Here is a 23,143-nt window from a genome sequence, read left to right on the forward strand (position 1 = left end):
CCGCCCGAGCGGCGGGGACACGGACCGTACCCTTGTCCCCGTGCAGGAACTCCATGACGCGCCCCTCGCCCCGCTGACCACCTTCCGGCTGGGCGGCCCCGCCACCCGCCTCCTCACGGCCACGACCGACGACGAGGTGGTCGCCGCCGTCCGCGAGGCCGACCGGAACGGCACCCCGCTGCTCCTCATCGGCGGCGGCAGCAATCTCGTCATCGGCGACAAGGGCTTCGACGGCACCGCCCTGCGCATCGCCACCCGGGGCTTCGCCCTGGACGGCACGCGCCTGGAGCTGGCCGCCGGCGAGGTCTGGACGGACGCCGTCGCCCGCACCGTCGAGGCGGGGCTCGCGGGCATCGAGTGCCTGGCCGGAATCCCCGGCTCCGCGGGGGCCACACCGATCCAGAACGTCGGCGCGTACGGCCAGGAGGTCTCCTCCACCATCACGGAGGTCGTCGCCTACGACCGCCGGGCCGGCGAGACGGTCACCATCCCGAACGCCGACTGCGCGTTCTCGTACCGGCACAGTCGTTTCAAGGCCGAACCCGACCGGTTCGTGGTGCTGCGGGTCCGTTTCGAGCTGGAGGACGCGGGTGGCCTCTCCGCGCCGCTGAAGTACCCGGAGACGGCCCGGGCGATGGGCGTCGAGCAGGGCGAGCGGGTGCCCGCGGCGGCCGCCCGCGAGACGGTGCTCGCGCTCCGCGCGGGCAAGGGCATGGTGCTCGACCCGCAGGACCACGACACCTGGTCGGCGGGGTCCTTCTTCACCAACCCGATCCTCGACGAGGCGGCGTACGAGGCCTTCCGCGCCCGGGTCGCCGACCGGCTCGGCCCCGAGGTCTCACCCCCCGCCTTCCCCGCGGCCGGGGGACACGTCAAGACCTCGGCGGCCTGGCTCATCGACCGGGCCGGCTTCACCAAGGGCTACGGCACCGGCCCGGCGCGCATCTCCACCAAGCACACCCTGGCCCTCACCAACCGGGGCGAGGCGAGCACCGAGGACCTCCTCGCACTGGCCCGCGAGGTCGTCGCCGGGGTCCACGAGGCGTTCGGCGTCACGCTCGTCAACGAACCGGTGACGGTCGGCGTGCGGCTGTAGGACGCCCCCGCCCGCCGGATCAGGCGGCGGGCTCCGCCAGCCAGGCGTCGACGCCCGCCAGCAGCTCCTCCCGCACCGCGGCCGGGGCGGCCGAGCCCCGCACCGACTGCCGGGCCAGCTCGGCCAGCTCCTCGTCCGTGAACGCGTGGTGGCGCCGGACGAGCTCGTACTGCGCCGCCAGCCGGGAGCCGAAGAGCAGCGGGTCGTCCGCGCCCAGGGCCATCGGCACCCCGGCGTCGAAGAGGGCGCGCAGCGGGACGTCGGCGGCCTTCTCGTACACGCCCAGCGCCACGTTCGACGCGGGGCAGACCTCGCAGGTCACCTGGCGCTCCGCGAGCCTGCGCAGCAGCCGGGGGTCCTCGGCGGCCCGCACCCCGTGCCCGATCCGGGCCGCGTCGAGGTCGTCCAGGCAGTCCCGCACGCTGGACGGGCCCGACAGCTCACCGCCGTGCGGCGCGGCCAGCAGGCCGCCCTCCCGGGCGATGGCGAAGGCCCGGTCGAAGTCCCGGGCCATTCCGCGGCGCTCGTCGTTGGAGAGCCCGAAGCCGACCACGCCCCGGTCCGCGTACCGCACCGCGAGCCGGGCGAGCGTGCGGGCGTCCAGCGGGTGCTTCATCCGGTTCGCCGCGATCACCACCCGGATCGGCAGGCCGGTCTCCGCGGAGGCGCTGTCCACCGCGTCCAGGATGATCTCGATCGCCGGGATCAGCCCGCCGAGCAGCGGGGCGTAGGAGGTCGGGTCGACCTGGATCTCCAGCCAGCCGGAGCCGTCCGCGACGTCCTCCTGGGCCGTCTCGCGGACCAGCCGCCGGATGTCCTCCGGCTCCCGCAGACAGGACCGGGCGATGTCGTAGAGCCGCTGGAAACGGAACCAGCCGCGCTCGTCCGTGGCCCGCAGCTCGGGCGGCTCGCCGCTGGTCAGCGCGTCCGGGAGCCGGACGCCGTACTTGTCGGCGAGTTCGAGCAGGGTCGTTGGCCGCATCGACCCGGTGAAATGCAGGTGCAGGTGGGCCTTGGGCAACAGCCGTACATCACGCTCCATCCCCGGATCCTGCCGTATGCGCGGGGTTCGGTGGTAGCCGGTTCCCGAATCAGGGGTGAACCCCGAACAAATGAGCGGCCCCCGGCCGGAGCCGGGGGCCGCCCACTCACATAGCAGCCGCTCAGGCCTTGGCCTCGGCGAGCAGCTTCTGGATCCGCGAGACACCCTCGACCAGGTCGTCGTCGCCCAGGGCGTACGACAGCCGGAGGTAGCCCGGCGTACCGAACGCCTCACCCGGGACGACCGCGACCTCGGCCTCGTCCAGGATGAGCGCCGCCAGTTCGACCGAGGTGGCCGGACGCCGGCCCCGGATCTCCTTGCCGAGCAGCTCCTTCACCGAGGGGTAGGCGTAGAACGCGCCCTCGGGCTCCGGGCAGAACACCCCGTCGATCTCGTTGAGCATCCGGACGATGGTCCGCCGGCGCCGGTCGAAGGCCGTGCGCATCTCGGCGACCGCGTCCAGGCTCCCGGAGACGGCGGCCAGCGCGGCGACCTGGGCCACGTTGGAGACGTTGGACGTGGCGTGCGACTGGAGGTTGGTCGCGGCCTTGACCACGTCCTTCGGGCCGATGACCCAGCCCACCCGCCAGCCGGTCATCGCGTACGTCTTGGCGACGCCGTTGACCACGATGCACCGGTCGCGCAGCTCGGGCACGATCGCGGGCAGCGAGGTGAACTTCGCGTCGCCGTAGACCAGGTGCTCGTAGATCTCGTCGGTCAGCACCCACAGGCCGTGCTCGGCGGCCCAGCGGCCGATCGCCTCGGCGTCGGCCTCGCTGTAGACGGCGCCGGTCGGGTTCGACGGGGAGACGAACAGGACGACCTTGGTGCGCTCGGTGCGCGCCGCCTCCAGCTGCTCGACGGAGACCCGGTAGCCGGTCGTCTCGTCGGCCACGACCTCCACCGGGACACCGCCGGCCAGCCGGATCGACTCCGGGTAGGTCGTCCAGTACGGGGCGGGGACGATGACCTCGTCGCCCGGGTCGAGGATCGCGGCGAACGCCTCGTAGATGGCCTGCTTGCCGCCGTTGGTCACCAGGATCTGGGAGGCGTCGACCTCGTAGCCCGAGTCGCGCAGCGTCTTCTCCGCGATGGCGGCCTTGAGCTCCGGGAGGCCCCCCGCCGGGGTGTAGCGGTGGTACTTCGGGGTGCGGCAGGCCTCGACGGCGGCGTCGACGATGTAGCCGGGCGTCGGGAAGTCGGGCTCGCCGGCACCGAAGCCGATCACCGGGCGGCCGGCGGCCTTGAGGGCCTTGGCCTTGGCGTCGACGGCGAGGGTGGCGGACTCGGAGATGGCAGCGATACGGGCGGAGACCCGGCGCTCGGAGGGGGAGGTTGCAGCGCTCATGGCTCCCATGGTCCCAGACCGTGATCCCAGTCGGCGCAAGGGTTTCAGGGTCCGGACACCGCCCGGACAGCATGTGGACGGGATACGACCAGGAGTTGTCGGAAGCTATCTGTTCGACGCGGGGCCGATGAGCACGTACACTCACCTGTCGTTGGCCTTCACCAGCCGCACCGTTCCTGCATCGGAGTCATCCGGGAAGATGCGGTAGGTTGGTGGAAACCACAAAGGGTCGTAGCTCAATTGGTAGAGCACTGGTCTCCAAAACCAGCGGTTGGGGGTTCAAGTCCCTCCGGCCCTGCTACACACTCCTTCGCCAGGATGTGTGCGCATGTACGTACTTCAATGCACCGCCGTGCGGCTCCACCGGGCGCGGCACGGCCATGACCCGGAATCAGGTGAGAAGCGTGACGGACGCCGTGGGCTCCATCGACATGCCTGATGCCGAGGATGAAGTACCCGAGTCGAAGAAGAAGACCCGGAAGGGCGGAAAGCGCGGGAAGAAGGGCCCTCTGGGTCGCCTCGCGCTGTTCTACCGCCAGATCATCGCCGAGCTGCGCAAGGTCGTCTGGCCCTCTCGCAGCCAGCTGACGACGTACACCACTGTGGTGATTGCTTTCGTCGTCGTCATGATCGGCCTGGTGACCGTGATTGACTTCGGATTCCAGCGGGTCATCAAGTACGTCTTCGGCTGATCCCGCGGAGGGCGCCTCATGGGCGCCCCTTTCGCATGTTCCACCCATTTGTATTCCAGGAAGAAGCAGCCACGTGTCTGACCCGAACCTGAACGACGCCGTCGAGCCGACGGCGGGCGCCTTCGAGTCCGCCGAGGACGAGCTCGACATCGTCGAGGCGGCGGACGCCGAGGACCCGGACCAGGCCGAAGCTGCCGACGCCGCCGCGGGTGAGCCCGCCGAGGAAGCCGCCCTGCACGCCGAGGACGCCGACGAGGCCGCGGAAGAGGCCGGGGACGCGGACGTGGAGGAGGCCGAGGAGGCCGCCCCCGTCGACGCCGTCACGGCGCTCCGCGAGGAGCTGCGCGGTCTGCCCGGCGAGTGGTACGTCATCCACACGTACGCCGGTTACGAGAAGCGCGTGAAGGCCAACCTGGAGCAGCGCGCCGTCTCGCTCAACGTCGAGGACTTCATCTACCAGGCCGAGGTGCCCGAGGAAGAGATCGTCCAGATCAAGAACGGTGAGCGCAAGAACGTCCGCCAGAACAAGCTCCCGGGCTACGTCCTGGTGCGCATGGACCTGACGAACGAGTCCTGGGGCGTCGTCCGCAACACCCCCGGCGTCACCGGCTTCGTGGGCAACGCCTACGACCCGTACCCGCTGACGCTGGACGAGATCGTCAAGATGCTCGCCCCGGAGGCCGAGGAGAAGGCCGCCCGCGAGGCCGCCGAGGCCGAGGGCAAGCCGGCTCCGGCCCGCAAGGTCGAGGTCCAGGTGCTCGACTTCGAGGTGGGCGACTCGGTCACCGTCACCGACGGCCCGTTCGCCACGCTCCAGGCGACGATCAACGAGATCAACGCCGACTCGAAGAAGGTCAAGGGCCTGGTCGAGATCTTCGGTCGCGAGACCCCGGTCGAGCTCAGCTTCGACCAGATCCAGAAGAACTGAGCCTCCCGGCTGATTCTGGACACATGCCTACCGAGCAGGTCAGACCGGCTGAGAAGCCCGTCTGACCTGCTCGGTTTTTGGTCGCGCAGCTATACCCGTTATCGTTGTGCGGTATGCCTCCATCCGGATGACCGGACGGCGGCGAAACACTCTCACTAGGACCCGGAGAGAGCAATGCCTCCCAAGAAGAAGAAGGTCACGGGGCTTATCAAGCTCCAGATCAACGCCGGTGCGGCCAACCCGGCCCCGCCGGTCGGCCCCGCGCTCGGTCAGCACGGCGTCAACATCATGGAGTTCTGCAAGGCCTACAACGCCGCGACCGAGTCGCAGCGTGGCATGGTCGTGCCGGTGGAGATCACGGTCTACGAGGACCGTTCCTTCACCTTCGTCACGAAGACTCCGCCGGCCGCCAAGCTGATCCTCAAGGCTGCGGGCGTGGAGAAGGGCTCCGGCGAGCCCCACAAGACCAAGGTCGCCAAGCTGACGGCTGCCCAGGTCCGTGAGATCGCCACGACGAAGCTCCCCGACCTGAACGCCAACGACCTCGACGCCGCGTCGAAGATCATCGCTGGCACCGCCCGTTCCATGGGCATCACGGTCGAAGGCTGAGTCAGCCCCTCACGTCCTCAGTGGTAGGGCCAAGCGCTGGCCCGCACCACGACTCCACACTCTGAAACCACAGGAGCAGCAGTGAAGCGCAGCAAGAACCTCCGGGCTGCGGACGCCAAGGTCGACCGGGAGCGCCTCTACGCCCCGCTCGAGGCCGTCCGTCTCGCCAAGGAGACCGCAACCACGAAGTTCGACGGCACCGTCGAGGTCGCCTTCCGCCTGGGTGTCGACCCGCGCAAGGCCGACCAGATGGTCCGTGGCACCGTGAACCTCCCGCACGGCACCGGCAAGACCGCCCGGGTCCTGGTCTTCGCGACCGGTGACCGTGCTGCGGCCGCGGAAGCCGCGGGCGCCGACATCGTCGGCTCCGACGAGCTCATCGACGAGGTCGCCAAGGGCCGCCTGGACTTCGACGCCGTCGTCGCCACCCCGGACCTCATGGGCAAGGTCGGCCGCCTCGGCCGCGTGCTCGGTCCGCGTGGTCTGATGCCGAACCCGAAGACCGGCACCGTCACCCCCGATGTCGCCAAGGCTGTCACCGACATCAAGGGCGGCAAGATCGAGTTCCGCGTCGACAAGCACTCGAACCTGCACTTCATCATCGGCAAGGTCTCGTTCGACGACACCAAGCTGGTGGAGAACTACGCGGCGGCGCTGGAGGAAGTCCTCCGTCTGAAGCCGTCCGCCGCCAAGGGCCGCTACATCAAGAAGGCCGCTCTGGCCACCACGATGGGCCCCGGCATCCCGCTGGACGCCAACCGCACCCGTAACCTCCTCGTCGAGGAGGACCCGGCCGCCGTCTGAGCCTCCGCGCTCGGCACCAGGCCGCGTCACGTGTGACAAAGGACGGGCCCCGCAACCTTTCGAGGTGCGGGGCCCGTCCTCGTTCACGTCATACGAATACCGAAGGCGGTGTCGGAGGCGTGCGTTAGCGTGAGGTCCCGACGGAGCCGAACGAGGGGTGGAAGCTGACATGAGGACCAGTACCGTGCGACGCGTGTGTCTGTCGGTGGCGGCAGTGGCGGCGCTGACGTCGGTCGCGGCCTGCAGCGGGTCGGACAGCGGCAAGAGCGCCGACCGGGGGACCGCCGACAAGGCCGGCGGTGTGGTGAAGGCCGACCCGATCGCCGCGCTGCGCAGCGTGGAGAAGAAGACCGGCGGGGAGCGGTCGGCCAAGATCGAGGGCACCACCGAGATGGGCACCGTGATGTCCATGAAGCAGACCGGAACGGTCGACTGGTCCGACGGGCTCTCCGGCACCATGGAGATCACCTACACCGGCGGCAGCATGGCGGACACCCTGAAGCAGTCCGGCGCCGACAGCACGATGCAGGCCCGGTACTTCAAGGACGGCTACGTCGCCAACATGGGCGAGGGCTTCGCCAAGCAGGTCGGCGGCAAGCACTGGATCAGCTACCGCTACGCCGACCTCGCCAAGATGGCGGGCGCCTCCGGCGAGGCGATGAAGCAGCAGATCCAGAACGCCACCCCCGAGCAGGGCGTGAAGTCGCTGCTGGCCTCCGGCGACGTGAAGAAGGTCGGCGCCGAGGACGTACGCGGGGTGCGGACCACCCACTACTCCGGCACCCTCGACGTCGCCGCGCTCACCGGGAAGAACTCCGAGCTCGACGCCGCCCAGCTGAAGGAGCTCAAGGAGCAGCTCAGCGCGGCGGGCATCACCACCGAGCAGGTCGACATCTGGGTCGACGCCAACGACCTGCTGGTCAAGAAGGTCGAGCGCGGTCAGATGAAGACCGGCGAGTTCAACTCCACGGTGTACTACAGCGACTACGGGACGAAGGTCTCCGTCGAGCGCCCCGCGGCCGCCGACACGGTGGACTTCACCGAGCTGCTGAAGCAGCAGCAGGGGGCGGCCGGCGCCGCGTCCTGACGCTCCCGGTCCGACCCGGACCGGACGGATTTGCTCGGCGCGACCACGGTCGCGTACTCTCCTACAGAAGCCAAAGACCGCTGGTCGTTGCCGTGCTCTCGCAAGAGGGCCGGTGGCCGAAGGATCCGTAGAGTACGGACGACCTGCGCAGGTGACTGTGGAAAGCTCCCGGAATTCTTTTCGGTCGAGCTACGCCCTGGCGCCTGCGCCGGGGCGTTTCGTCTTTCCCGGCCCCTTCTGAGCGGTCCTCATCACCCGGAAGGAGGCCGACGCTCATGGCAAGGCCCGACAAGGCTGCCGCGGTAGCCGAGCTCGCGGACCAGTTCCGCAGCTCGAACGCCGCCGTGCTGACCGAGTACCGGGGTCTCACCGTGGCGCAGCTCAAGACGCTGCGTCGTTCGCTCGGTGAGAACGCCCAGTACGCCGTGGTGAAGAACACGCTGACCAAGATTGCGGCCAACGAGGCCGGGATCACCTCGCTCGACGACCAGTTCACCGGTCCGACGGCGGTTGCCTTCATCACCGGTGACCCGGTGGAGTCGGCGAAGGGTCTTCGTGACTTCGCCAAGGAGAACCCGAACCTGATCATCAAGGGCGGTGTCCTTGATGGCAAGGCGCTGTCCGCCGATGAGATCAAGAAGCTTGCGGACCTCGAGTCCCGCGAGGTTCTGCTCAGCAAGCTGGCCGGTGCCTTCAAGGGCAAGCAGTCCCAGACTGCTCAGCTCCTCCAGGCGCTGCCGTCGAAGTTCGTCCGCACCGCGGAGGCGCTTCGCGTCAAGCTCGACGAGCAGGGCGGTGCCGAGTAACTCGGCTCGCGCATTGACCGCCGCCCATCAGGGAGACGGTCGCAGCGGGCCGAACGTACGCCCGCCTACATGTACATCCGGCACCTGCCGAATTAGTGGAAGGACGCCATCATGGCGAAGCTGTCCCAGGAAGACCTGCTCGCGCAGTTCGAGACGATGACCCTCATCGAGCTCTCCGAGTTCGTGAAGGCCTTCGAGGAGAAGTTCGACGTCACCGCCGCCGCGGCCGTCGCCGTCGCCGGTCCGGCCGGCCCGGGCGCCGTTGCCGAGGCCGTCGAGGAGAAGGACGAGTTCGACGTCATCCTCACCGGCGCCGGCGACAAGAAGATCCAGGTCATCAAGGTCGTGCGTGAGCTGACCTCGCTGGGTCTGAAGGAGGCCAAGGACCTCGTCGACGGCACCCCGAAGCCGGTCCTCGAGAAGGTCGCCAAGGAGGCCGCCGAGAAGGCTGCCGAGTCCCTCAAGGCCGCCGGCGCTTCCGTCGAGGTCAAGTGACTCAGGGAGTCTGCTGACTCCTCCTGGCGCCCCGTGCCGCACGGCACGGACGTCATCTGACGAAGGGCGATCACCCATCGGGGTGGTCGCCCTTCGGCGTACCCGAAGCGGCTGCCTTGCTCTTCCCGCGTTGACGAGTATGGTGATCATCGCTGTTGCCTCGCGGTGCGGCCGACCGGCGCCGGAAGGCGGGCCGGACGGAGGGCCCGGGGCCTCCTCCCCGGGGGAGGGCCTTGACGAACCGCACGCGGCGCGCAATTCTCAGGACGCGTCGTCACAACGATCCGGGATTCGAGGCATGGATCGTGGACGGAGCGGGCAGTAAAGAAGAGCGCATCGCGCGCAAAGGTTCTAGCCATGGGTGTTGAGAACAGCTGTTGAGAGCGACGTGGGTCTCTGAGAACCCCCACTGGACATCAGTGTGCCTTTTGGCTACACTGACCCTTTGCGCTGCCTGTTAGCTGCCTCCTGCCCGTCACCAGGGGCATGCCCTCGCTTGAGCACCGATGATTGATCGCCTCTGACCTGGCCTTTTGGCTTGGGTCGGGGTTCGACTGTCACCGTGTCCGGCTTGGGACCGGTACGCGCGTAGTGAGTCCGAGCCCTCGGAAGGACCCCCTCTTGGCCGCCTCGCGCAACGCCTCGACCGCGAATACGAACAACGGTGCCAGCACTGCCCCGCTGCGCATCTCCTTTGCAAAGATCAAGGAGCCCCTCGAGGTTCCGAACCTCCTCGCGCTGCAGACCGAGAGTTTTGACTGGCTCCTCGGCAATGCCGCATGGAAGGCTCGCGTCGAGGCTGCTCTGGACAGCGGACAAAACGTCCCCACCAAGTCCGGCCTGGAAGAGATCTTCGAGGAGATCTCGCCGATCGAGGACTTCTCCGGGTCGATGTCGCTGACTTTCCGCGACCACCGCTTCGAGCCCCCGAAGAACTCGATCGACGAGTGCAAGGAGCGCGACTTCACGTTCGCCGCCCCGCTCTTCGTCACCGCCGAGTTCACCAACAACGAAACCGGCGAGATCAAGTCCCAGACGGTCTTCATGGGCGACTTCCCGTTGATGACCAACAAGGGCACCTTCGTCATCAACGGCACCGAGCGTGTCGTCGTGTCGCAGCTGGTCCGCTCGCCGGGCGTCTACTTCGACTCCTCCATCGACAAGACGTCCGACAAGGACATCTTCTCCGCCAAGATCATCCCGTCCCGGGGTGCCTGGCTGGAGATGGAGATCGACAAGCGCGATATGGTCGGCGTCCGCATCGACCGCAAGCGCAAGCAGTCCGTCACCGTTCTCCTGAAGGCTCTCGGCTGGACCACCGAGCAGATCCTGGAGGAGTTCGGCGAGTACGAGTCCATGCGCGCCACCCTGGAGAAGGACCACACCCAGGGCCAGGACGACGCGCTGCTCGACATCTACCGCAAGCTGCGCCCGGGCGAGCCGCCCACCCGCGAGGCCGCTCAGACGCTGCTGGAGAACCTCTACTTCAACCCGAAGCGCTACGACCTCGCGAAGGTCGGCCGCTACAAGGTGAACAAGAAGCTCGGCGCCGACGAGCCGCTCGACGCCGGTGTGCTCACCAGCGACGACGTCATCGCGACGATCAAGTACCTGGTCAAGCTGCACGCCGGTGAGACCGAGACGGTCGGCGAGTCCGGCCGGTCGATCATCGTCGAGACCGACGACATCGACCACTTCGGCAACCGCCGCATCCGCAACGTCGGCGAGCTGATCCAGAACCAGGTCCGTACGGGTCTCGCCCGTATGGAGCGCGTCGTGCGCGAGCGCATGACCACCCAGGACGTCGAGGCGATCACGCCGCAGACCCTGATCAACATCCGGCCGGTCGTCGCCTCCATCAAGGAGTTCTTCGGCACCAGCCAGCTGTCGCAGTTCATGGACCAGAACAACCCGCTGTCGGGGCTGACGCACAAGCGTCGTCTCAACGCGCTCGGCCCGGGTGGTCTCTCCCGTGAGCGGGCCGGGTTCGAGGTCCGTGACGTGCACCCCTCGCACTACGGCCGCATGTGCCCGATCGAGACGCCCGAAGGCCCGAACATCGGTCTGATCGGCTCGCTGGCCTCCTACGGCCGGATCAACGCCTTCGGCTTCATCGAGACGCCGTACCGCAAGGTCGTCGACGACCAGGTCACCGACGAGGTCGACTACCTGACCGCCGACGAGGAGGACCGCTTCGTCATCGCGCAGGCCAACGCGCCGCTGACCGACGACCTCCGGTTCGCCGAGTCCCGCGTGCTGGTCCGCCGCCGTGGCGGCGAGGTCGACTACGTGCCCGGCACGGACGTCGACTACATGGACGTCTCGCCGCGCCAGATGGTGTCCGTCGCCACCGCGATGATCCCCTTCCTGGAGCACGACGACGCCAACCGTGCCCTCATGGGCGCGAACATGATGCGTCAGGCGGTGCCGCTGATTAAGTCGGAGGCCCCGCTCGTCGGTACCGGCATGGAGTACCGCTGCGCCACCGACGCCGGCGACGTGCTCAAGGCCGAGAAGGACGGTGTGGTCCAGGAGGTCTCCGCGGACTACATCACCGTGACCAACGACGACGGCACGTACACCACGTACCGCATCGCCAAGTTCATGCGCTCCAACCAGGGCACCTCGGTCAACCAGAAGGTCGTCGTCTCCGAGGGCGACCGGGTCGTCGCCGACCAGGTCCTCGCGGACGGTCCGGCCACCGAGAACGGCGAGATGGCCCTCGGCAAGAACTTGCTCGTGGCGTTCATGCCGTGGGAGGGTCACAACTACGAGGACGCGATCATCCTGTCGCAGCGCCTCGTGCAGGACGACGTCCTCTCCTCGATCCACATCGAGGAGCACGAGGTCGACGCCCGTGACACCAAGCTGGGCCCCGAGGAGATCACCCGGGACATCCCGAACGTCTCCGAGGAGGTCCTCGCCGACCTCGACGAGCGCGGCATCATCCGGATCGGTGCCGAGGTCGTCGCCGGTGACATTCTCGTCGGCAAGGTCACGCCCAAGGGTGAGACCGAGCTGACCCCCGAGGAGCGCCTGCTCCGCGCGATCTTCGGTGAGAAGGCGCGCGAGGTCCGCGACACCTCGCTGAAGGTCCCGCACGGCGAGATCGGCAAGGTCATCGGCGTCCGCGTCTTCGACCGCGAGGAGGGCGACGAGCTGCCGCCGGGCGTGAACCAGCTGGTCCGCGTCTACGTCGCTCAGAAGCGCAAGATCACCGACGGTGACAAGCTCGCCGGCCGTCACGGCAACAAGGGCGTCATCTCGAAGATCCTCCCGATCGAGGACATGCCGTTCCTCGAGGACGGCACCCCGGTCGACATCATCCTCAACCCGCTGGGTGTCCCGTCCCGAATGAACCCGGGACAGGTCCTGGAGATCCACCTCGGCTGGCTCGCCAGCCGCGGCTGGGACGTCTCCGGCCTCGGTGACGAGTGGGCCAAGCGGCTCCAGGCCATCGGCGCCGACCAGGTCGCCCCCGGCACCAACGTCGCCACCCCCGTCTTCGACGGTGCGCGCGAGGACGAGATCTCCGGTCTCTTCGAGGCCACGATCCCGAACCGCGACGGCGACCGCCTGGTACAGCCCTCCGGCAAGGCCCAGCTGTTCGACGGCCGCTCCGGCGAGCCGTTCCCGGACCCGGTCTCGGTCGGCTACATGTACATCCTCAAGCTGCACCACCTCGTCGACGACAAGCTCCACGCGCGTTCGACGGGCCCGTACTCCATGATCACCCAGCAGCCGCTCGGTGGTAAGGCGCAGTTCGGTGGACAGCGATTCGGCGAGATGGAGGTGTGGGCCCTTGAGGCATACGGCGCCGCATACGCCCTCCAGGAGCTCCTGACCATCAAGTCCGACGACGTGACCGGCCGCGTGAAGGTCTACGAGGCCATCGTCAAGGGCGAGAACATCCCCGAGCCGGGCATTCCCGAGTCCTTCAAGGTGCTCATCAAGGAAATGCAGTCGCTCTGCCTCAACGTGGAGGTGCTGTCCTCGGACGGCATGTCCATCGAGATGCGCGACACCGACGAGGACGTCTTCCGCGCGGCGGAGGAGCTCGGTATCGACCTGTCCCGGCGCGAGCCGAGCAGCGTCGAAGAGGTCTGACGGGTTGGCCGGCCGGATCCCCGTGATCCGGCCGGCTCTCCCCGGACCCGTTCAGACCATTGCTGAAGTGCCCCGATTTCTCGCCTGACGCGAGGGGGCTCGAACCCCCGAAAGAGGGATTGACGACAAGTGCTCGACGTCAACTTCTTCGACGAGCTGCGGATCGGCCTCGCCACCGCGGACGACATTCGTACCTGGTCCCACGGCGAAGTGAAGAAGCCGGAGACCATCAACTACCGCACGCTCAAGCCCGAAAAGGACGGACTCTTCTGCGAGAAGATCTTCGGTCCGACCCGGGACTGGGAGTGCTACTGCGGCAAGTACAAGCGTGTCCGCTTCAAGGGCATCATCTGTGAGCGCTGTGGCGTCGAGGTCACGCGCGCCAAGGTGCGCCGTGAGCGGATGGGCCACATCGAGCTCGCCGCTCCCGTCACCCACATCTGGTACTTCAAGGGCGTCCCGTCGCGCCTGGGCTACCTCCTCGACCTCGCGCCGAAGGACCTGGAAAAGGTCATCTACTTCGCCGCGTACATGATCACGTTCGTGGACGAGGAGCGCCGTACGCGCGACCTGCCGTCGCTGGAGGCGCACGTCTCCGTCGAGCGTCAGCAGATCGAGAACCGCCGCGACGCCGACCTGGAAGCCCGCGCCAAGAAGCTCGAGACCGACCTGGCCGAGCTGGAGGCCGAGGGTGCCAAGGCCGACGTGCGCCGCAAGGTGCGCGAGGGTGCCGAGCGTGAGATGAAGCAGCTGCGCGACCGTGCGCAGCGCGAGATCGACCGTCTCGACGAGGTGTGGAGCCGCTTCAAGAACCTCAAGGTCCAGGACCTGGAGGGCGACGAGCTGCTCTACCGCGAGCTGCGTGACCGCTTCGGCACGTACTTCGACGGCTGCATGGGCGCCGCCGCGCTGCAGAAGCGCCTGGAGTCCTTCGACCTCGACGAGGAGGCCGAGCGCCTCCGCGAGATCATCCGCACCGGCAAGGGCCAGAAGAAGACCCGTGCGCTCAAGCGCCTCAAGGTCGTCTCCGCGTTCCTGCAGACCAGCAACAAGCCCAAGGGCATGGTGCTCGACTGCGTGCCGGTCATCCCGCCGGACCTGCGTCCGATGGTGCAGCTGGACGGTGGCCGCTTCGCGACCTCCGACCTGAACGACCTGTACCGCCGCGTCATCAACCGCAACAACCGCCTGAAGCGGCTTCTCGACCTCGGCGCGCCCGAGATCATCGTGAACAACGAGAAGCGCATGCTCCAGGAGGCTGTCGACGCGCTCTTCGACAACGGCCGTCGTGGTCGCCCGGTCACGGGCCCCGGCAACCGTCCGCTGAAGTCGCTGTCCGACATGCTCAAGGGCAAGCAGGGTCGCTTCCGTCAGAACCTGCTCGGCAAGCGTGTGGACTACTCCGCGCGTTCCGTGATCGTCGTCGGTCCGCAGCTCAAGCTGCACCAGTGCGGTCTGCCGAAGGCCATGGCGCTGGAGCTCTTCAAGCCGTTCGTGATGAAGCGCCTGGTCGACCTGAACCACGCGCAGAACATCAAGTCGGCCAAGCGGATGGTCGAGCGCGGCCGCACGGTCGTGTACGACGTCCTCGAAGAGGTCATCGCCGAGCACCCGGTCCTGCTGAACCGTGCGCCCACGCTGCACCGCCTCGGCATCCAGGCCTTCGAGCCGCAGCTGGTCGAGGGCAAGGCCATCCAGATCCATCCGCTCGTCTGCACCGCGTTCAACGCGGACTTCGACGGTGACCAGATGGCCGTGCACCTGCCGCTCTCCGCGGAGGCGCAGGCCGAGGCCCGCATCCTGATGCTGTCCTCGAACAACATCCTCAAGCCGGCCGACGGCCGTCCGGTCACCATGCCGACCCAGGACATGGTGCTGGGCCTGTTCTTCCTCACCACGGACGAGGAGGAGCGCGACGTCGTCGGACAGGGCCGCTCCTTCGGCTCCACGGCCGAGGCGATCATGGCCTTCGACGCCCGCGAGCTGTCCCTCCAGGCGAAGGTCGACATCCGCTTCCCGGTGGGCACCATCCCGCCGCGCGGCTGGGTGCCGCCGGTCTCGGAGGAGGGCGACGACGGCGTCGCGGAGCGCGAGTTCCAGCCGGGCGACTCGTTCCGGCTGCGGACCTCGCTGGGCCGCGCGCTCTTCAACGAGCTGCTGCCCGAGGACTACCCGTTCGTCGACTACTCGGTCGGCAAGAAGCAGCTCTCCGAGATCGTCAACGACCTCGCCGAGCGCTACCCCAAGGTCATCGTGGCGGCGACGCTCGACAACCTGAAGGCGGCCGGCTTCCACTGGGCGACCCGTTCCGGTGTCACCGTGGCCATCTCCGACGTCGTGGTCCCCGAGGCCAAGAAGGCGATCGTCGCGGGCTACGAGGCGCAGGACGAGAAGGTCCAGAAGCAGTACGAGCGCGGTCTGATCACCAAGGACGAGCGCACGCAGGAGCTCATCGCGATCTGGACCAAGGCGACCAACGAGGTCGCCGAGGCGATGAACGCGAACTTCCCGCGGACCAACCCGATCTTCATGATGGTCGACTCGGGCGCCCGAGGAAACATGATGCAGATGCGTCAGATCGCCGGTATGCGTGGTCTGGTGTCCAACGCCAAGAACGAGACGATCCCGCGTCCCATCAAGGCGTCCTTCCGCGAGGGCCTGTCCGTGCTGGAGTACTTCATCTCCACGCACGGTGCCCGTAAGGGTCTGGCGGACACCGCCCTGCGTACCGCCGACTCGGGTTACCTGACCCGTCGTCTGGTGGACGTCTCGCAGGACGTGATCATCCGCGAGGAGGACTGCGGCACCGAGCGCGGCCTCAAGCTGAAGATCGCGGAGCGGGGCGCCGACGGTGTCCTCCGCAAGACCGAGGACGTCGAGACCAGCGTCTACGCCCGCATGCTGGCCGAGGACGTCGTCGTCGACGGCAAGGTCATCGCGCCGGCCAACGTCGACCTCGGTGACGTGCTCATCGACCAGCTGGTCAGGCACGGCGTCGAGGAGGTCAAGACCCGCTCGGTCCTGACCTGCGAGTCCGCGGTCGGCACCTGTGCCTTCTGCTACGGCCGCTCGCTCGCCACCGGCAAGCTGGTCGACATCGGTGAGGCGGTCGGCATCATCGCCGCCCAGTCCATCGGTGAGCCCGGTACCCAGCTGACGATGCGTACCTTCCACACCGGTGGTGTGGCCGGTGACGACATCACCCAGGGTCTGCCCCGTGTCGTCGAGCTCTTCGAGGCCCGTACGCCCAAGGGTGTCGCCCCGATCTCGGAGTCCGCGGGCCGGGTCCGGATCGAGGAGACCGAGAAGACCAAGAAGATCGTCGTCACCCCGGACGACGGCAGCGACGAGATCCCCTTCCCGATCTCCAAGCGTGCCCGTCTGCTGGTGGGCGAGGGCGACCACGTCGAGGTCGGCCAGAAGCTCACCGTCGGTGCCACCAACCCGCACGACGTGCTGCGCATCCTCGGCCAGCGTGCGGTCCAGGTGCACCTGGTCGGCGAGGTCCAGAAGGTCTACAACTCGCAGGGTGTGTCGATCCACGACAAGCACATCGAGATCATCATCCGGCAGATGCTCCGCCGCGTGACGATCATCGAGTCCGGCGACGCGGAGCTGCTGCCGGGCGAGCTCGTCGAGCGCTCGAAGTTCGAGACCGAGAACCGTCGTGTGGTCACCGAGGGCGGTCACCCCGCCTCCGGCCGTCCGCAGCTGATGGGTATCACCAAGGCCTCGCTGGCGACGGAATCCTGGCTGTCGGCCGCCTCCTTCCAGGAGACGACCCGAGTTCTGACGGACGCGGCGATCAACGCCAAGTCCGACAGCCTCATCGGCCTCAAGGAGAACGTCATCATCGGTAAGCTCATCCCGGCCGGTACGGGCCTGTCCCGTTACCGCAACATCCGGGTCGAGCCGACCGAGGAGGCCAAGGCCGCGATGTACTCGGCCGTCGGCTACGAGGACATCGACTACTCGCCGTTCGGCACCGGCTCCGGCCAGGCCGTCCCGCTGGAGGACTACGACTACGGTCCGTACAACCAGTAAGCGAGTCGCCTGACAGGTCCTGAGGGCGGCCACCCCGTTGCGTACGGGGTGGCCGCCCTTCGGCGTTCACAGGTAGGCCCGCAGGTGGTGGAGCCGGGTCGGGACGTCGGGGTGGGTGGCGAGCAGCCGGGCGGGCACCGAGGTGTGCGTCGGCCGCTCGTCCTCGTGGAGCGCCTCCAGCACCTCGGCGAGGTCAGGGGCGAAGCCGAGCACCGCGGCGTGCCGGTCGGCACGGAGCTCGGCGCGCCGTCCCACGGCCGCCGACAGGTACGGGAGCGCGAGCAGCAGCGGAAGCCCGTAGAGGATCCGGGTGGCCGTGGAGTCGAGCCCGCCCAGCGCGAGGAGCAGGACGCCCCCGGCCGCGTAGACCGCACAGCGGGAGGGCGTGACCGCCAGGGCCGCCAGCGTGCGCAGTACCCGCCGCACCAGCCGTCCGGGCAGCCCGTACCAGTGGCAGAGCAGCAGCGACCAGGCGTGGCCGCCGGTGTGGTGCCCCAGCTCGTGGGCGAGTACGGCGGCCAGTCGGCGGCTCGACAGCCGTTCCAGCGCGTACCGGGTGACGCCGACGATGTGCCCGGCGGCGGCGAGTGCGTTGAGGCCGTCGCTGTCCTCGACCCAGAGCCGGTAGCGGGACCCGTCGATGCCGGCGACGGCCGTCACCTCCCGCCAGACCGGCTCCAGCCGGGCGGCCTCCCGGGGCATCGGCCGCCGCAGCCCGAACAGGTGGCGGGCGAGCAGGTCCTCCGTGGGCCGGTGGAAGACCAGGGCGCCGGAGACCAGCCAGAGGGCGGCCGGTATCCAGAACGGCACCCCGGCCCCGTACTCCAGGAGCCCGCCCACGAGCAGGACCACCAGCGCACTCGTCAGGAAGGCGGGCAGCGCGAGCGCCAGCTGTGCCAGGGCGGTGAGGTCCGTCCGCCGCTGACGGGCCGCGTAGTACGCACGGCGGCCGGGGCCGTGCTCGTAGACCAGGTCGTCGGGGGCGGACCCGTCCGGCGGCACGCGGCTGTCGTCCGGGTCCTGGGGGTGTGGGGTCGGTGGCATCGTGGTCATCCTTCGGCGGTCGGGGCTCAGCCGAGCAGCAGTGAGACGGGGAGCAGGACGGTGCTCAGGGCGTAGGCGAGCAGCCCGGCCCGTATCCACCGGTGTTTGCACAGGGCGATCCGGCTGGTCTCGGCCAGGGCGGTGACGAGGGCGGTGGTTCGGGAGCGCTCGGTGGCGTCGAGCGCCTCCGGGAGCCGGCCCCGCCGGGCGGCGTCCTGGATGTCCCCGAAGTAGGTGAGCGGTTCGCCGGGGACCCAGACGCTGCGGGGGTAGCGCGGGAGCACGGCCATCAGCAGGGCGACCAGCGCGGCCGCCAGCCCGCCCACTCCCGTCCACCACAGGGCCGTCCCGGCGCCGTCGAGCGCGCCCGGCCGCCAGGCCCGGCCCGCCAGCCAGCCGCTGAGCACGCCCGCCGTCGTGCCGACCGCGGCGACCAGGACGGACGCCTTGCCGTCGGCCCGGGCGACCTCGGCCCGAAGGTCGGCCAGGAGCCGTTCCCCGGCCGTGGTGGGGCGCTCCGGCGCACGGCCGGTCATGTGCCCGCGCCTTCCTCGGCCGACTCGTCCCCGGCCGGTGCCTTCGCCGTGTCGTCGGGACCGTCCGGGGCCAGGGGAGTGCTTCCGTAGCCGGGCGGGGGCTGCCAGCCGGGGAACGTGGCCGGGGTGTCGGACCGCATGCCCGGGAGCTTCGTGAGCGGTGCCGTCCGCGCGGCCTCGCGCGGCATCGACACGGTCAGCCGCCCCTCGGCCGTGCTGTGCGCGGTGACGCCGGGAAGGTACTGGTCCAGTACGTCGATCAGGGCCTGGAACGCGTGCTGCTTCGGGGCCTCCAGCTCATGGCTCTCGGCGCTGTCGCCCTTCAGCAGCTCCTTCGCCAGCTCCAGCTGGGACCTGACCACCTGGAGCTGGTCCTGGCGGAGGCTGGAGGCCACCAGTTCGGTGGCCTCGGGGTGGTTCACGAGATGGAGCGCCCACGCGCGGACTCCGCCCTGCTCCAGGTACTTCTCGTAGAAGGCGATCTTCTCCGCGTTCACCTGCTGGAGCTCCAGCAGCGCGCGTGCCCGGTCGACCTCCTCCGCGTGCTGCCACCGCTGCTGCCGCAGTTTCAGCAGGTGCTGCCGCTCCTCGAACTCGGCGGCGCGCTCCGTCTGGAGGGCGTCCTGCGCCCTGGCGCGCCGGTCGACCGCGGCATCGTGTTCCTCGCCGAGGAGTTCGGTGCGGATCTGCTCGGTGGACTCGTGGTCGATGAAACGCATGCGACGGACGTGGCCGACGACTTCCTGGTCGCCGTGGAGCCGGACCGTCCAGTCCGCCGTGAGCCCGGCATGGGCGCCGAGTGTTCCCCGGGCGCCGACCTCCCGCAGCAGCGCCTCCTCGGCCGCCGCGCTCCGGGCGGCGGGGTAGCGGCGGGTGACGGGGCGGGCCGCCTGCTCCAGTTCGCCGATCAGCAGCCGGGGCACGTCCCGGTGCCGGCTCGCCACGAACCGTTCGGGATCGACGACCCGCCACGCCAGCTCCACGACCGCCGTGAACTCGAAGGCGTCGTCGTCGCTCGGCAGCGCGATCTCCTCGCGGACCGGGTGGACCCCCGTGTCGACCTCGTACACCGCGGTGTAGCGCTTCGCGGCGGCCGCGGTCCTGGTGGGCCGGAGCGGGGGGAGGTAGGTGGTGTACGAGCCGTCGCGGGCCGAGAAGACCAGCGCGTGGTCGATCCGGGTGAGCGGACGGCGGGAGAAGCCGAAACGGGACAGCTGCCGGACCGTGACCACCGGGTCGGTCAACCGCGTCGCGCGGTCTGCCTGTTGGTCCCAGTCGGGTGCGCGGCGGAATTCGGGCATGGGGTTCTCTCCTGTCGCGGAGGAAGGGGCGGGGTCAGGGACGGGGCAGTACGGTCAGCAGCCGGGCGGCCACGGGCGGGGGACCGGCGCCGTCCTCGCCGGGCATGGTCCGCAGCAGGTGGCTGATCCGCCGGTGCTCCGGCTCGGTGGTGACCAGCGCGGGCAGCAGGGCGGCGAGTGCCCACTCGGCGGCGGGGGCACGGTCCGCCGCGAGCACCCACTGGCGGAGCACCCCGAGGGCGTCCCGGGTGTGGCCCCGGCTGCCCAGCGCGGTGCGCCAGAGCCCGGCGATGCCGGACGCCTCGGGGGTGTGCGTCGTGGACGCCCGCGCGTACCGGGCCAGCACGCTCGGCAGGCCGTGGCGTTCGTCCTGGTCGGCGCGGCGGCAGGCCCCCAGGAAGCCGCCGAGCGCGAGATCGGCGGCGGGCCGGTCGTCGTGCACCGTCCGTACCAGCTCCGCGGTCACCTCCTCGCCCGCCGGTGACAGCAGCAGCAGCTCCACGGACTCGGCGAGCTGCCCCATCAGCTCCGGATCCGGCTCCGGCCGCCCCGCCTCGTGCCGGGCCGCCGCGCGCAGGGCGGCCAGGGCCTCCACCGGGCGCTCCGGCCCGATCATCCCGTGGGCCCGGATGGCCACCCAGCGCAGCGACGACTCCTCGCTCTCGCACCAGGCGTCGAGGATGCGCGGCACATGGGGGGTGCCCAGCACATGGGTCAGCGTGAGCGCGCCGACGGCGACGCTCCGGTGCCGGTAGAGGCGGGACGAGGCCCACGGCTCGACGATCAGCGCCATGGCGGACGGCAGGTCGGTGTGGGCGAGCACGGCGACGGTGGAGGCGGCCCTGGTGCGGACGAAGGGCCGCCCGTCCCCGGCCAACTGCCGCAGCCAGTGCACGAGGGCGGGCCGCGCCGAGGGGTGCCCGGTCCAGAGTTCGCGCAGCAGCACGAGCGGCGTCCGCTCGTCGAGAAAGGCCGCCTTCACCTGCTGGACCGGACCCCACTCGGTGGGCTCCTCCGCCTCGAACCGGCGCGCCCGTGCCAGCTGGAGCCGCTTGCCGATGTGCGTACCGAAGACCGGGACGGCGGGCTGCAACCGGCTGTCGGTCCTCTCCAGGGCGGCGTAGAGCAGATCGGCCAGCTCCGCCGTCAGGGCGTACGGCCCCTCGTCGAAGGCGGCCAGTGCGACGAGGAACGCCTTCTCGCGCAGGTGCAGTACGGTCCCGTCGTCCTCGAACCACTCCTGGACCTGGCGCTCCAGCGCGTGCAGGGAGAAGCCGTCGAGGCGCGCGGCCTCGGCCGTGCCGGTCGCGTACGAGGCCAGGAGCCGGGCGAACCGGGCGGCCTCGCGCGGCTGGTGGTGGCGTTCGAGGAAGGCGGCCGTGGCGGGCAGCGCCAGCAGCTCCGGCACCCGCTCCTCGCCGCCCGGCAGCGCCGCCAGATGCGCGGCGAGGACGTCACCCGGCGCGGGCGCCCCCCACTCCACCACCGGTACGTCCTCCAGCAGGGCGGCCGGGCCCGTGGTGATCACCAGGTACGCGTCCGCGCCCAGCTCCTCGCGGGCGGCCAGCAGGTCCGCCTCGCGCAGCGGCCGGCCGGGCGGGGTGACCAGGTCGCACAGGACGTACCCGGTCCGGCCGCCGCCCGGTTCAGCCCCCTTGATCCCGGCCGTGAGCTGTTCGGGGGTGGTGTCCCGGTCCATCGCCCGGACCGGATCGGCGCCGATCCGGTGCATCAGCATGAGAGCGGCGGTCCGCCGACCCGAGTGGTACGGCCCCGAGAGGACCAGCACATGCTCGTCGCGGAGCCGGTCGGCCAGCGCGTCGAAGTCGTCCCGCCCGGGGGCGAAGCACGCGGACAGCGCCGTCAGGACGGACGGGGCGATCTCGCCCGAGGCAGGGAGGGCGGAGGGCGCGTCGAACCGGTAGACGATCTCGGTCCGCTGCAGGACGTCCCCGTAGAACGTGCCGCCGCCGATGCCGTGGTTGGTGCCGCCGAAGACGCCTCCGCCGATCCGGGAGCCGTCCCCGAACCCCATGGTCCGCGGGGTGTGGCTCGCCAGGTCCCGCCGGGCCGCCCAGGCGGGCTGCGGCTGGTCGGTCTTCTTCTCCTCGCCCGCGCCCTCCTCCTCGGGGTGCGGGTCCTCCGGCGGCTCGGCGCCCTGGCCGTCCTCGGCGGCGGGGGTCCCGTGCGCCTCTTCCTCGGTGCTCACCGGCCGCCGCCGAAGCTGACGTTCCCGTGGAACGTGCCGCCGCCGATGCCGTGGTTGGTGCCGCCGAAGACGCCGCCGGTGATCGGGGCCCCGCCGGAACCGGGCACGGACGCGGGACCGGGCTCCGGCAGCGGGGCGGCCGGAGCGGCGTCCGCACCCCGGGGGGCCTGCTGCGGGAGGGGCCCGTGCAGCCACGCGTCGAGCGGGCCGTTCTTGCTGTCCACCACGACGGGGCGGAACTCCTCGGCCGGGACGCCCGTGTGGCTGTGCCGTACGACCCCCTGGTAGACGGAGTCGGAGACGCCGAGCGTGAAGTCGCCCGGGCCCGCCCGGAGCGCCTCCCGCAGCGCGTCCGCGTCCAGCAGCCGGCACGCGTGGTTGAGATCGCTGCCCACCCAGCCGTCGAGCGGATCCACCGCCACGAAGCCCGAGGCGACCACTCCACGCAGCCGCATCCGCGCCGAGGCGGAGGCGCGCCGGTTCAGACTGTGCAGCCGGGCCGGCAGCTCGGTCAGCAGCGCCCGCAGCAGGGCGACCACCGAGCAGTTGGCGTCGATCAGCTCCATCACGGAGTCCCCGCGGTCCGCCCGCCGCCGCCGGGTCTCGTCGATCCCGGCCGCCAGCAGGGCCCGGTCGGTCAGGTCGTAGAGCATGCGGCGCAGGAACGCCTGCTCGACGTCGTCGCGCTCGCTGTACTTCTCGATGTCGAGCAGCAGGATCGTGCTGCTCACCGGATCGTTCACGGAATGCCTCTCGCTCGTGGCCCTCGCCGTCCTGGCGGGCCGGGAACACGAGCGTGGCGCCGGGGAGGCCGGGGCGGTGAGGCACGATGGCGCACTCGGTCTGTGACCGTGTGCACAGAGAGCTCCGGGCCGCGGAACCCGCCCTAGGACCTGTCTCCAAACTGCCGTCGTCCGGCCGGAGGCCGGGCCGTGCGGTGTCCGGTGCGTGCGATCGCAAGGCGGAGGGGCACCCCGATACTGGATGTATCGGGG

The 23,143-nt window shown here is 69.8% G+C and carries 17 protein-coding genes and 1 tRNA gene; 11 read left to right on the forward strand and 7 right to left on the reverse strand.

Annotated elements, in window-relative coordinates; genetic code table 11:
- Window positions 1-40: 40 nt before the first annotated feature.
- Entirely contained in the window at window positions 41-1,096 is a 1,056-nt protein-coding gene (locus ACF08W_RS24005; RefSeq protein WP_385208180.1) for a UDP-N-acetylmuramate dehydrogenase, read from the forward strand.
- A 19-nt stretch (window positions 1,097-1,115) separates the two neighbouring features.
- On the opposite strand, the gene ACF08W_RS24010 is transcribed toward ACF08W_RS24005, so the two are convergent.
- Window positions 1,116-2,138, reverse strand: coding sequence for an adenosine deaminase (locus ACF08W_RS24010; RefSeq protein ID WP_385208183.1), 1,023 nt, complete (start codon window positions 2,136-2,138; stop codon window positions 1,116-1,118).
- A gap of 121 nt (window positions 2,139-2,259) precedes the next feature.
- The gene (locus tag ACF08W_RS24015; RefSeq protein WP_352276111.1) at window positions 2,260-3,486 is read right to left on the reverse strand and encodes a pyridoxal phosphate-dependent aminotransferase; all 1,227 of its coding nucleotides are present in this window, start codon (window positions 3,484-3,486) and stop codon (window positions 2,260-2,262) included.
- A 225-nt stretch (window positions 3,487-3,711) separates the two neighbouring features.
- Here ACF08W_RS24015 and ACF08W_RS24020 point away from each other — a divergent pair.
- The 10 genes from ACF08W_RS24020 (at window position 3,712) to ACF08W_RS24065 (ending at window position 17,058) form a co-directional block, all read left to right on the forward strand.
- Window positions 3,712-3,784: transfer RNA gene (locus ACF08W_RS24020), tRNA-Trp, on the forward strand.
- Window positions 3,785-3,890: 106 nt separating this feature from the next.
- Complete coding sequence (gene secE, locus ACF08W_RS24025; RefSeq protein WP_352276112.1) at window positions 3,891-4,178, forward strand: preprotein translocase subunit SecE; 288 nt, start codon at window positions 3,891-3,893, stop codon at window positions 4,176-4,178.
- A gap of 73 nt (window positions 4,179-4,251) precedes the next feature.
- Window positions 4,252-5,106, forward strand: coding sequence for a transcription termination/antitermination protein NusG (nusG, locus tag ACF08W_RS24030; RefSeq protein ID WP_392280472.1), 855 nt, complete (start codon window positions 4,252-4,254; stop codon window positions 5,104-5,106).
- A 174-nt stretch (window positions 5,107-5,280) separates the two neighbouring features.
- A complete protein-coding gene (gene rplK / locus ACF08W_RS24035) occupies window positions 5,281-5,715 on the forward strand; it encodes a 50S ribosomal protein L11 (RefSeq protein ID WP_006126872.1) in 435 nt (144 codons plus the stop codon).
- A gap of 81 nt (window positions 5,716-5,796) precedes the next feature.
- Window positions 5,797-6,519, forward strand: coding sequence for a 50S ribosomal protein L1 (gene rplA / locus ACF08W_RS24040; RefSeq protein ID WP_352276115.1), 723 nt, complete (start codon window positions 5,797-5,799; stop codon window positions 6,517-6,519).
- A 169-nt stretch (window positions 6,520-6,688) separates the two neighbouring features.
- Window positions 6,689-7,606: a hypothetical protein gene (locus tag ACF08W_RS24045; RefSeq protein WP_392280473.1), complete on the forward strand. Its 918-nt coding sequence runs from the start codon at window positions 6,689-6,691 to the stop codon at window positions 7,604-7,606.
- A gap of 275 nt (window positions 7,607-7,881) precedes the next feature.
- Complete coding sequence (gene rplJ / locus ACF08W_RS24050; RefSeq protein ID WP_352276119.1) at window positions 7,882-8,412, forward strand: 50S ribosomal protein L10; 531 nt, start codon at window positions 7,882-7,884, stop codon at window positions 8,410-8,412.
- 111 nt (window positions 8,413-8,523) lie between these two features.
- A complete protein-coding gene (gene rplL / locus ACF08W_RS24055) occupies window positions 8,524-8,907 on the forward strand; it encodes a 50S ribosomal protein L7/L12 (protein ID WP_352276120.1) in 384 nt (127 codons plus the stop codon).
- A 621-nt stretch (window positions 8,908-9,528) separates the two neighbouring features.
- Window positions 9,529-13,014 (forward strand): DNA-directed RNA polymerase subunit beta, encoded by a 3,486-nt coding sequence (gene rpoB, locus ACF08W_RS24060; RefSeq protein WP_352276121.1) that lies wholly within the window; start codon window positions 9,529-9,531, stop codon window positions 13,012-13,014.
- Window positions 13,015-13,143: 129 nt separating this feature from the next.
- Complete coding sequence (locus ACF08W_RS24065; protein WP_352276123.1) at window positions 13,144-17,058, forward strand: DNA-directed RNA polymerase subunit beta'; 3,915 nt, start codon at window positions 13,144-13,146, stop codon at window positions 17,056-17,058.
- 66 nt (window positions 17,059-17,124) lie between these two features.
- Here ACF08W_RS24065 and ACF08W_RS24070 read toward each other — a convergent pair whose 3' ends face one another.
- From ACF08W_RS24070 to ACF08W_RS24090, 5 genes are read right to left on the reverse strand one after another with little or no spacing between them, the layout of a single operon-like run.
- A complete protein-coding gene (locus ACF08W_RS24070) occupies window positions 17,125-18,102 on the reverse strand; it encodes a M48 family metalloprotease (protein ID WP_392280474.1) in 978 nt (325 codons plus the stop codon).
- A gap of 26 nt (window positions 18,103-18,128) precedes the next feature.
- Window positions 18,129-18,638, reverse strand: coding sequence for a Pycsar system effector family protein (locus tag ACF08W_RS24075; RefSeq protein ID WP_392280475.1), 510 nt, complete (start codon window positions 18,636-18,638; stop codon window positions 18,129-18,131).
- The gene (locus tag ACF08W_RS24080) at window positions 18,635-19,939 is read right to left on the reverse strand and encodes a hypothetical protein (protein ID WP_392280476.1); all 1,305 of its coding nucleotides are present in this window, start codon (window positions 19,937-19,939) and stop codon (window positions 18,635-18,637) included. Before ACF08W_RS24080 ends, ACF08W_RS24075 begins: the two co-directional genes overlap by 4 nt.
- Window positions 19,940-19,973: 34 nt before the next feature.
- Entirely contained in the window at window positions 19,974-22,148 is a 2,175-nt protein-coding gene (locus ACF08W_RS24085; RefSeq protein ID WP_392280477.1) for a hypothetical protein, read from the reverse strand.
- Window positions 22,145-22,891: a hypothetical protein gene (locus ACF08W_RS24090; RefSeq protein WP_392280478.1), complete on the reverse strand. Its 747-nt coding sequence runs from the start codon at window positions 22,889-22,891 to the stop codon at window positions 22,145-22,147. The genes ACF08W_RS24085 and ACF08W_RS24090 overlap by 4 nt, the downstream gene beginning before the upstream one ends.
- Window positions 22,892-23,143: the final 252 nt, after the last annotated feature.

The organism is Streptomyces sp. NPDC015144, assembly GCF_043079735.1.
GTDB lineage: Bacteria > Actinomycetota > Actinomycetes > Streptomycetales > Streptomycetaceae > Streptomyces.

Coding starts and splice junctions, on each gene's coding strand:
- ACF08W_RS24010 (WP_385208183.1), bottom strand. CDS start 2,138: ATGGAGCGTGATGTACGGCTGTTGCCCAAGGCCCACCTGCACCTGCAT.
- ACF08W_RS24015 (WP_352276111.1), bottom strand. CDS start 3,486: ATGAGCGCTGCAACCTCCCCCTCCGAGCGCCGGGTCTCCGCCCGTATC.
- rplK (WP_006126872.1), top strand. CDS start 5,281: ATGCCTCCCAAGAAGAAGAAGGTCACGGGGCTTATCAAGCTCCAGATC.
- ACF08W_RS24045 (WP_392280473.1), top strand. CDS start 6,689: ATGAGGACCAGTACCGTGCGACGCGTGTGTCTGTCGGTGGCGGCAGTG.
- rplJ (WP_352276119.1), top strand. CDS start 7,882: ATGGCAAGGCCCGACAAGGCTGCCGCGGTAGCCGAGCTCGCGGACCAG.
- rplL (WP_352276120.1), top strand. CDS start 8,524: ATGGCGAAGCTGTCCCAGGAAGACCTGCTCGCGCAGTTCGAGACGATG.
- ACF08W_RS24070 (WP_392280474.1), bottom strand. CDS start 18,102: ATGCCACCGACCCCACACCCCCAGGACCCGGACGACAGCCGCGTGCCG.
- ACF08W_RS24075 (WP_392280475.1), bottom strand. CDS start 18,638: ATGACCGGCCGTGCGCCGGAGCGCCCCACCACGGCCGGGGAACGGCTC.
- ACF08W_RS24080 (WP_392280476.1), bottom strand. CDS start 19,939: ATGCCCGAATTCCGCCGCGCACCCGACTGGGACCAACAGGCAGACCGC.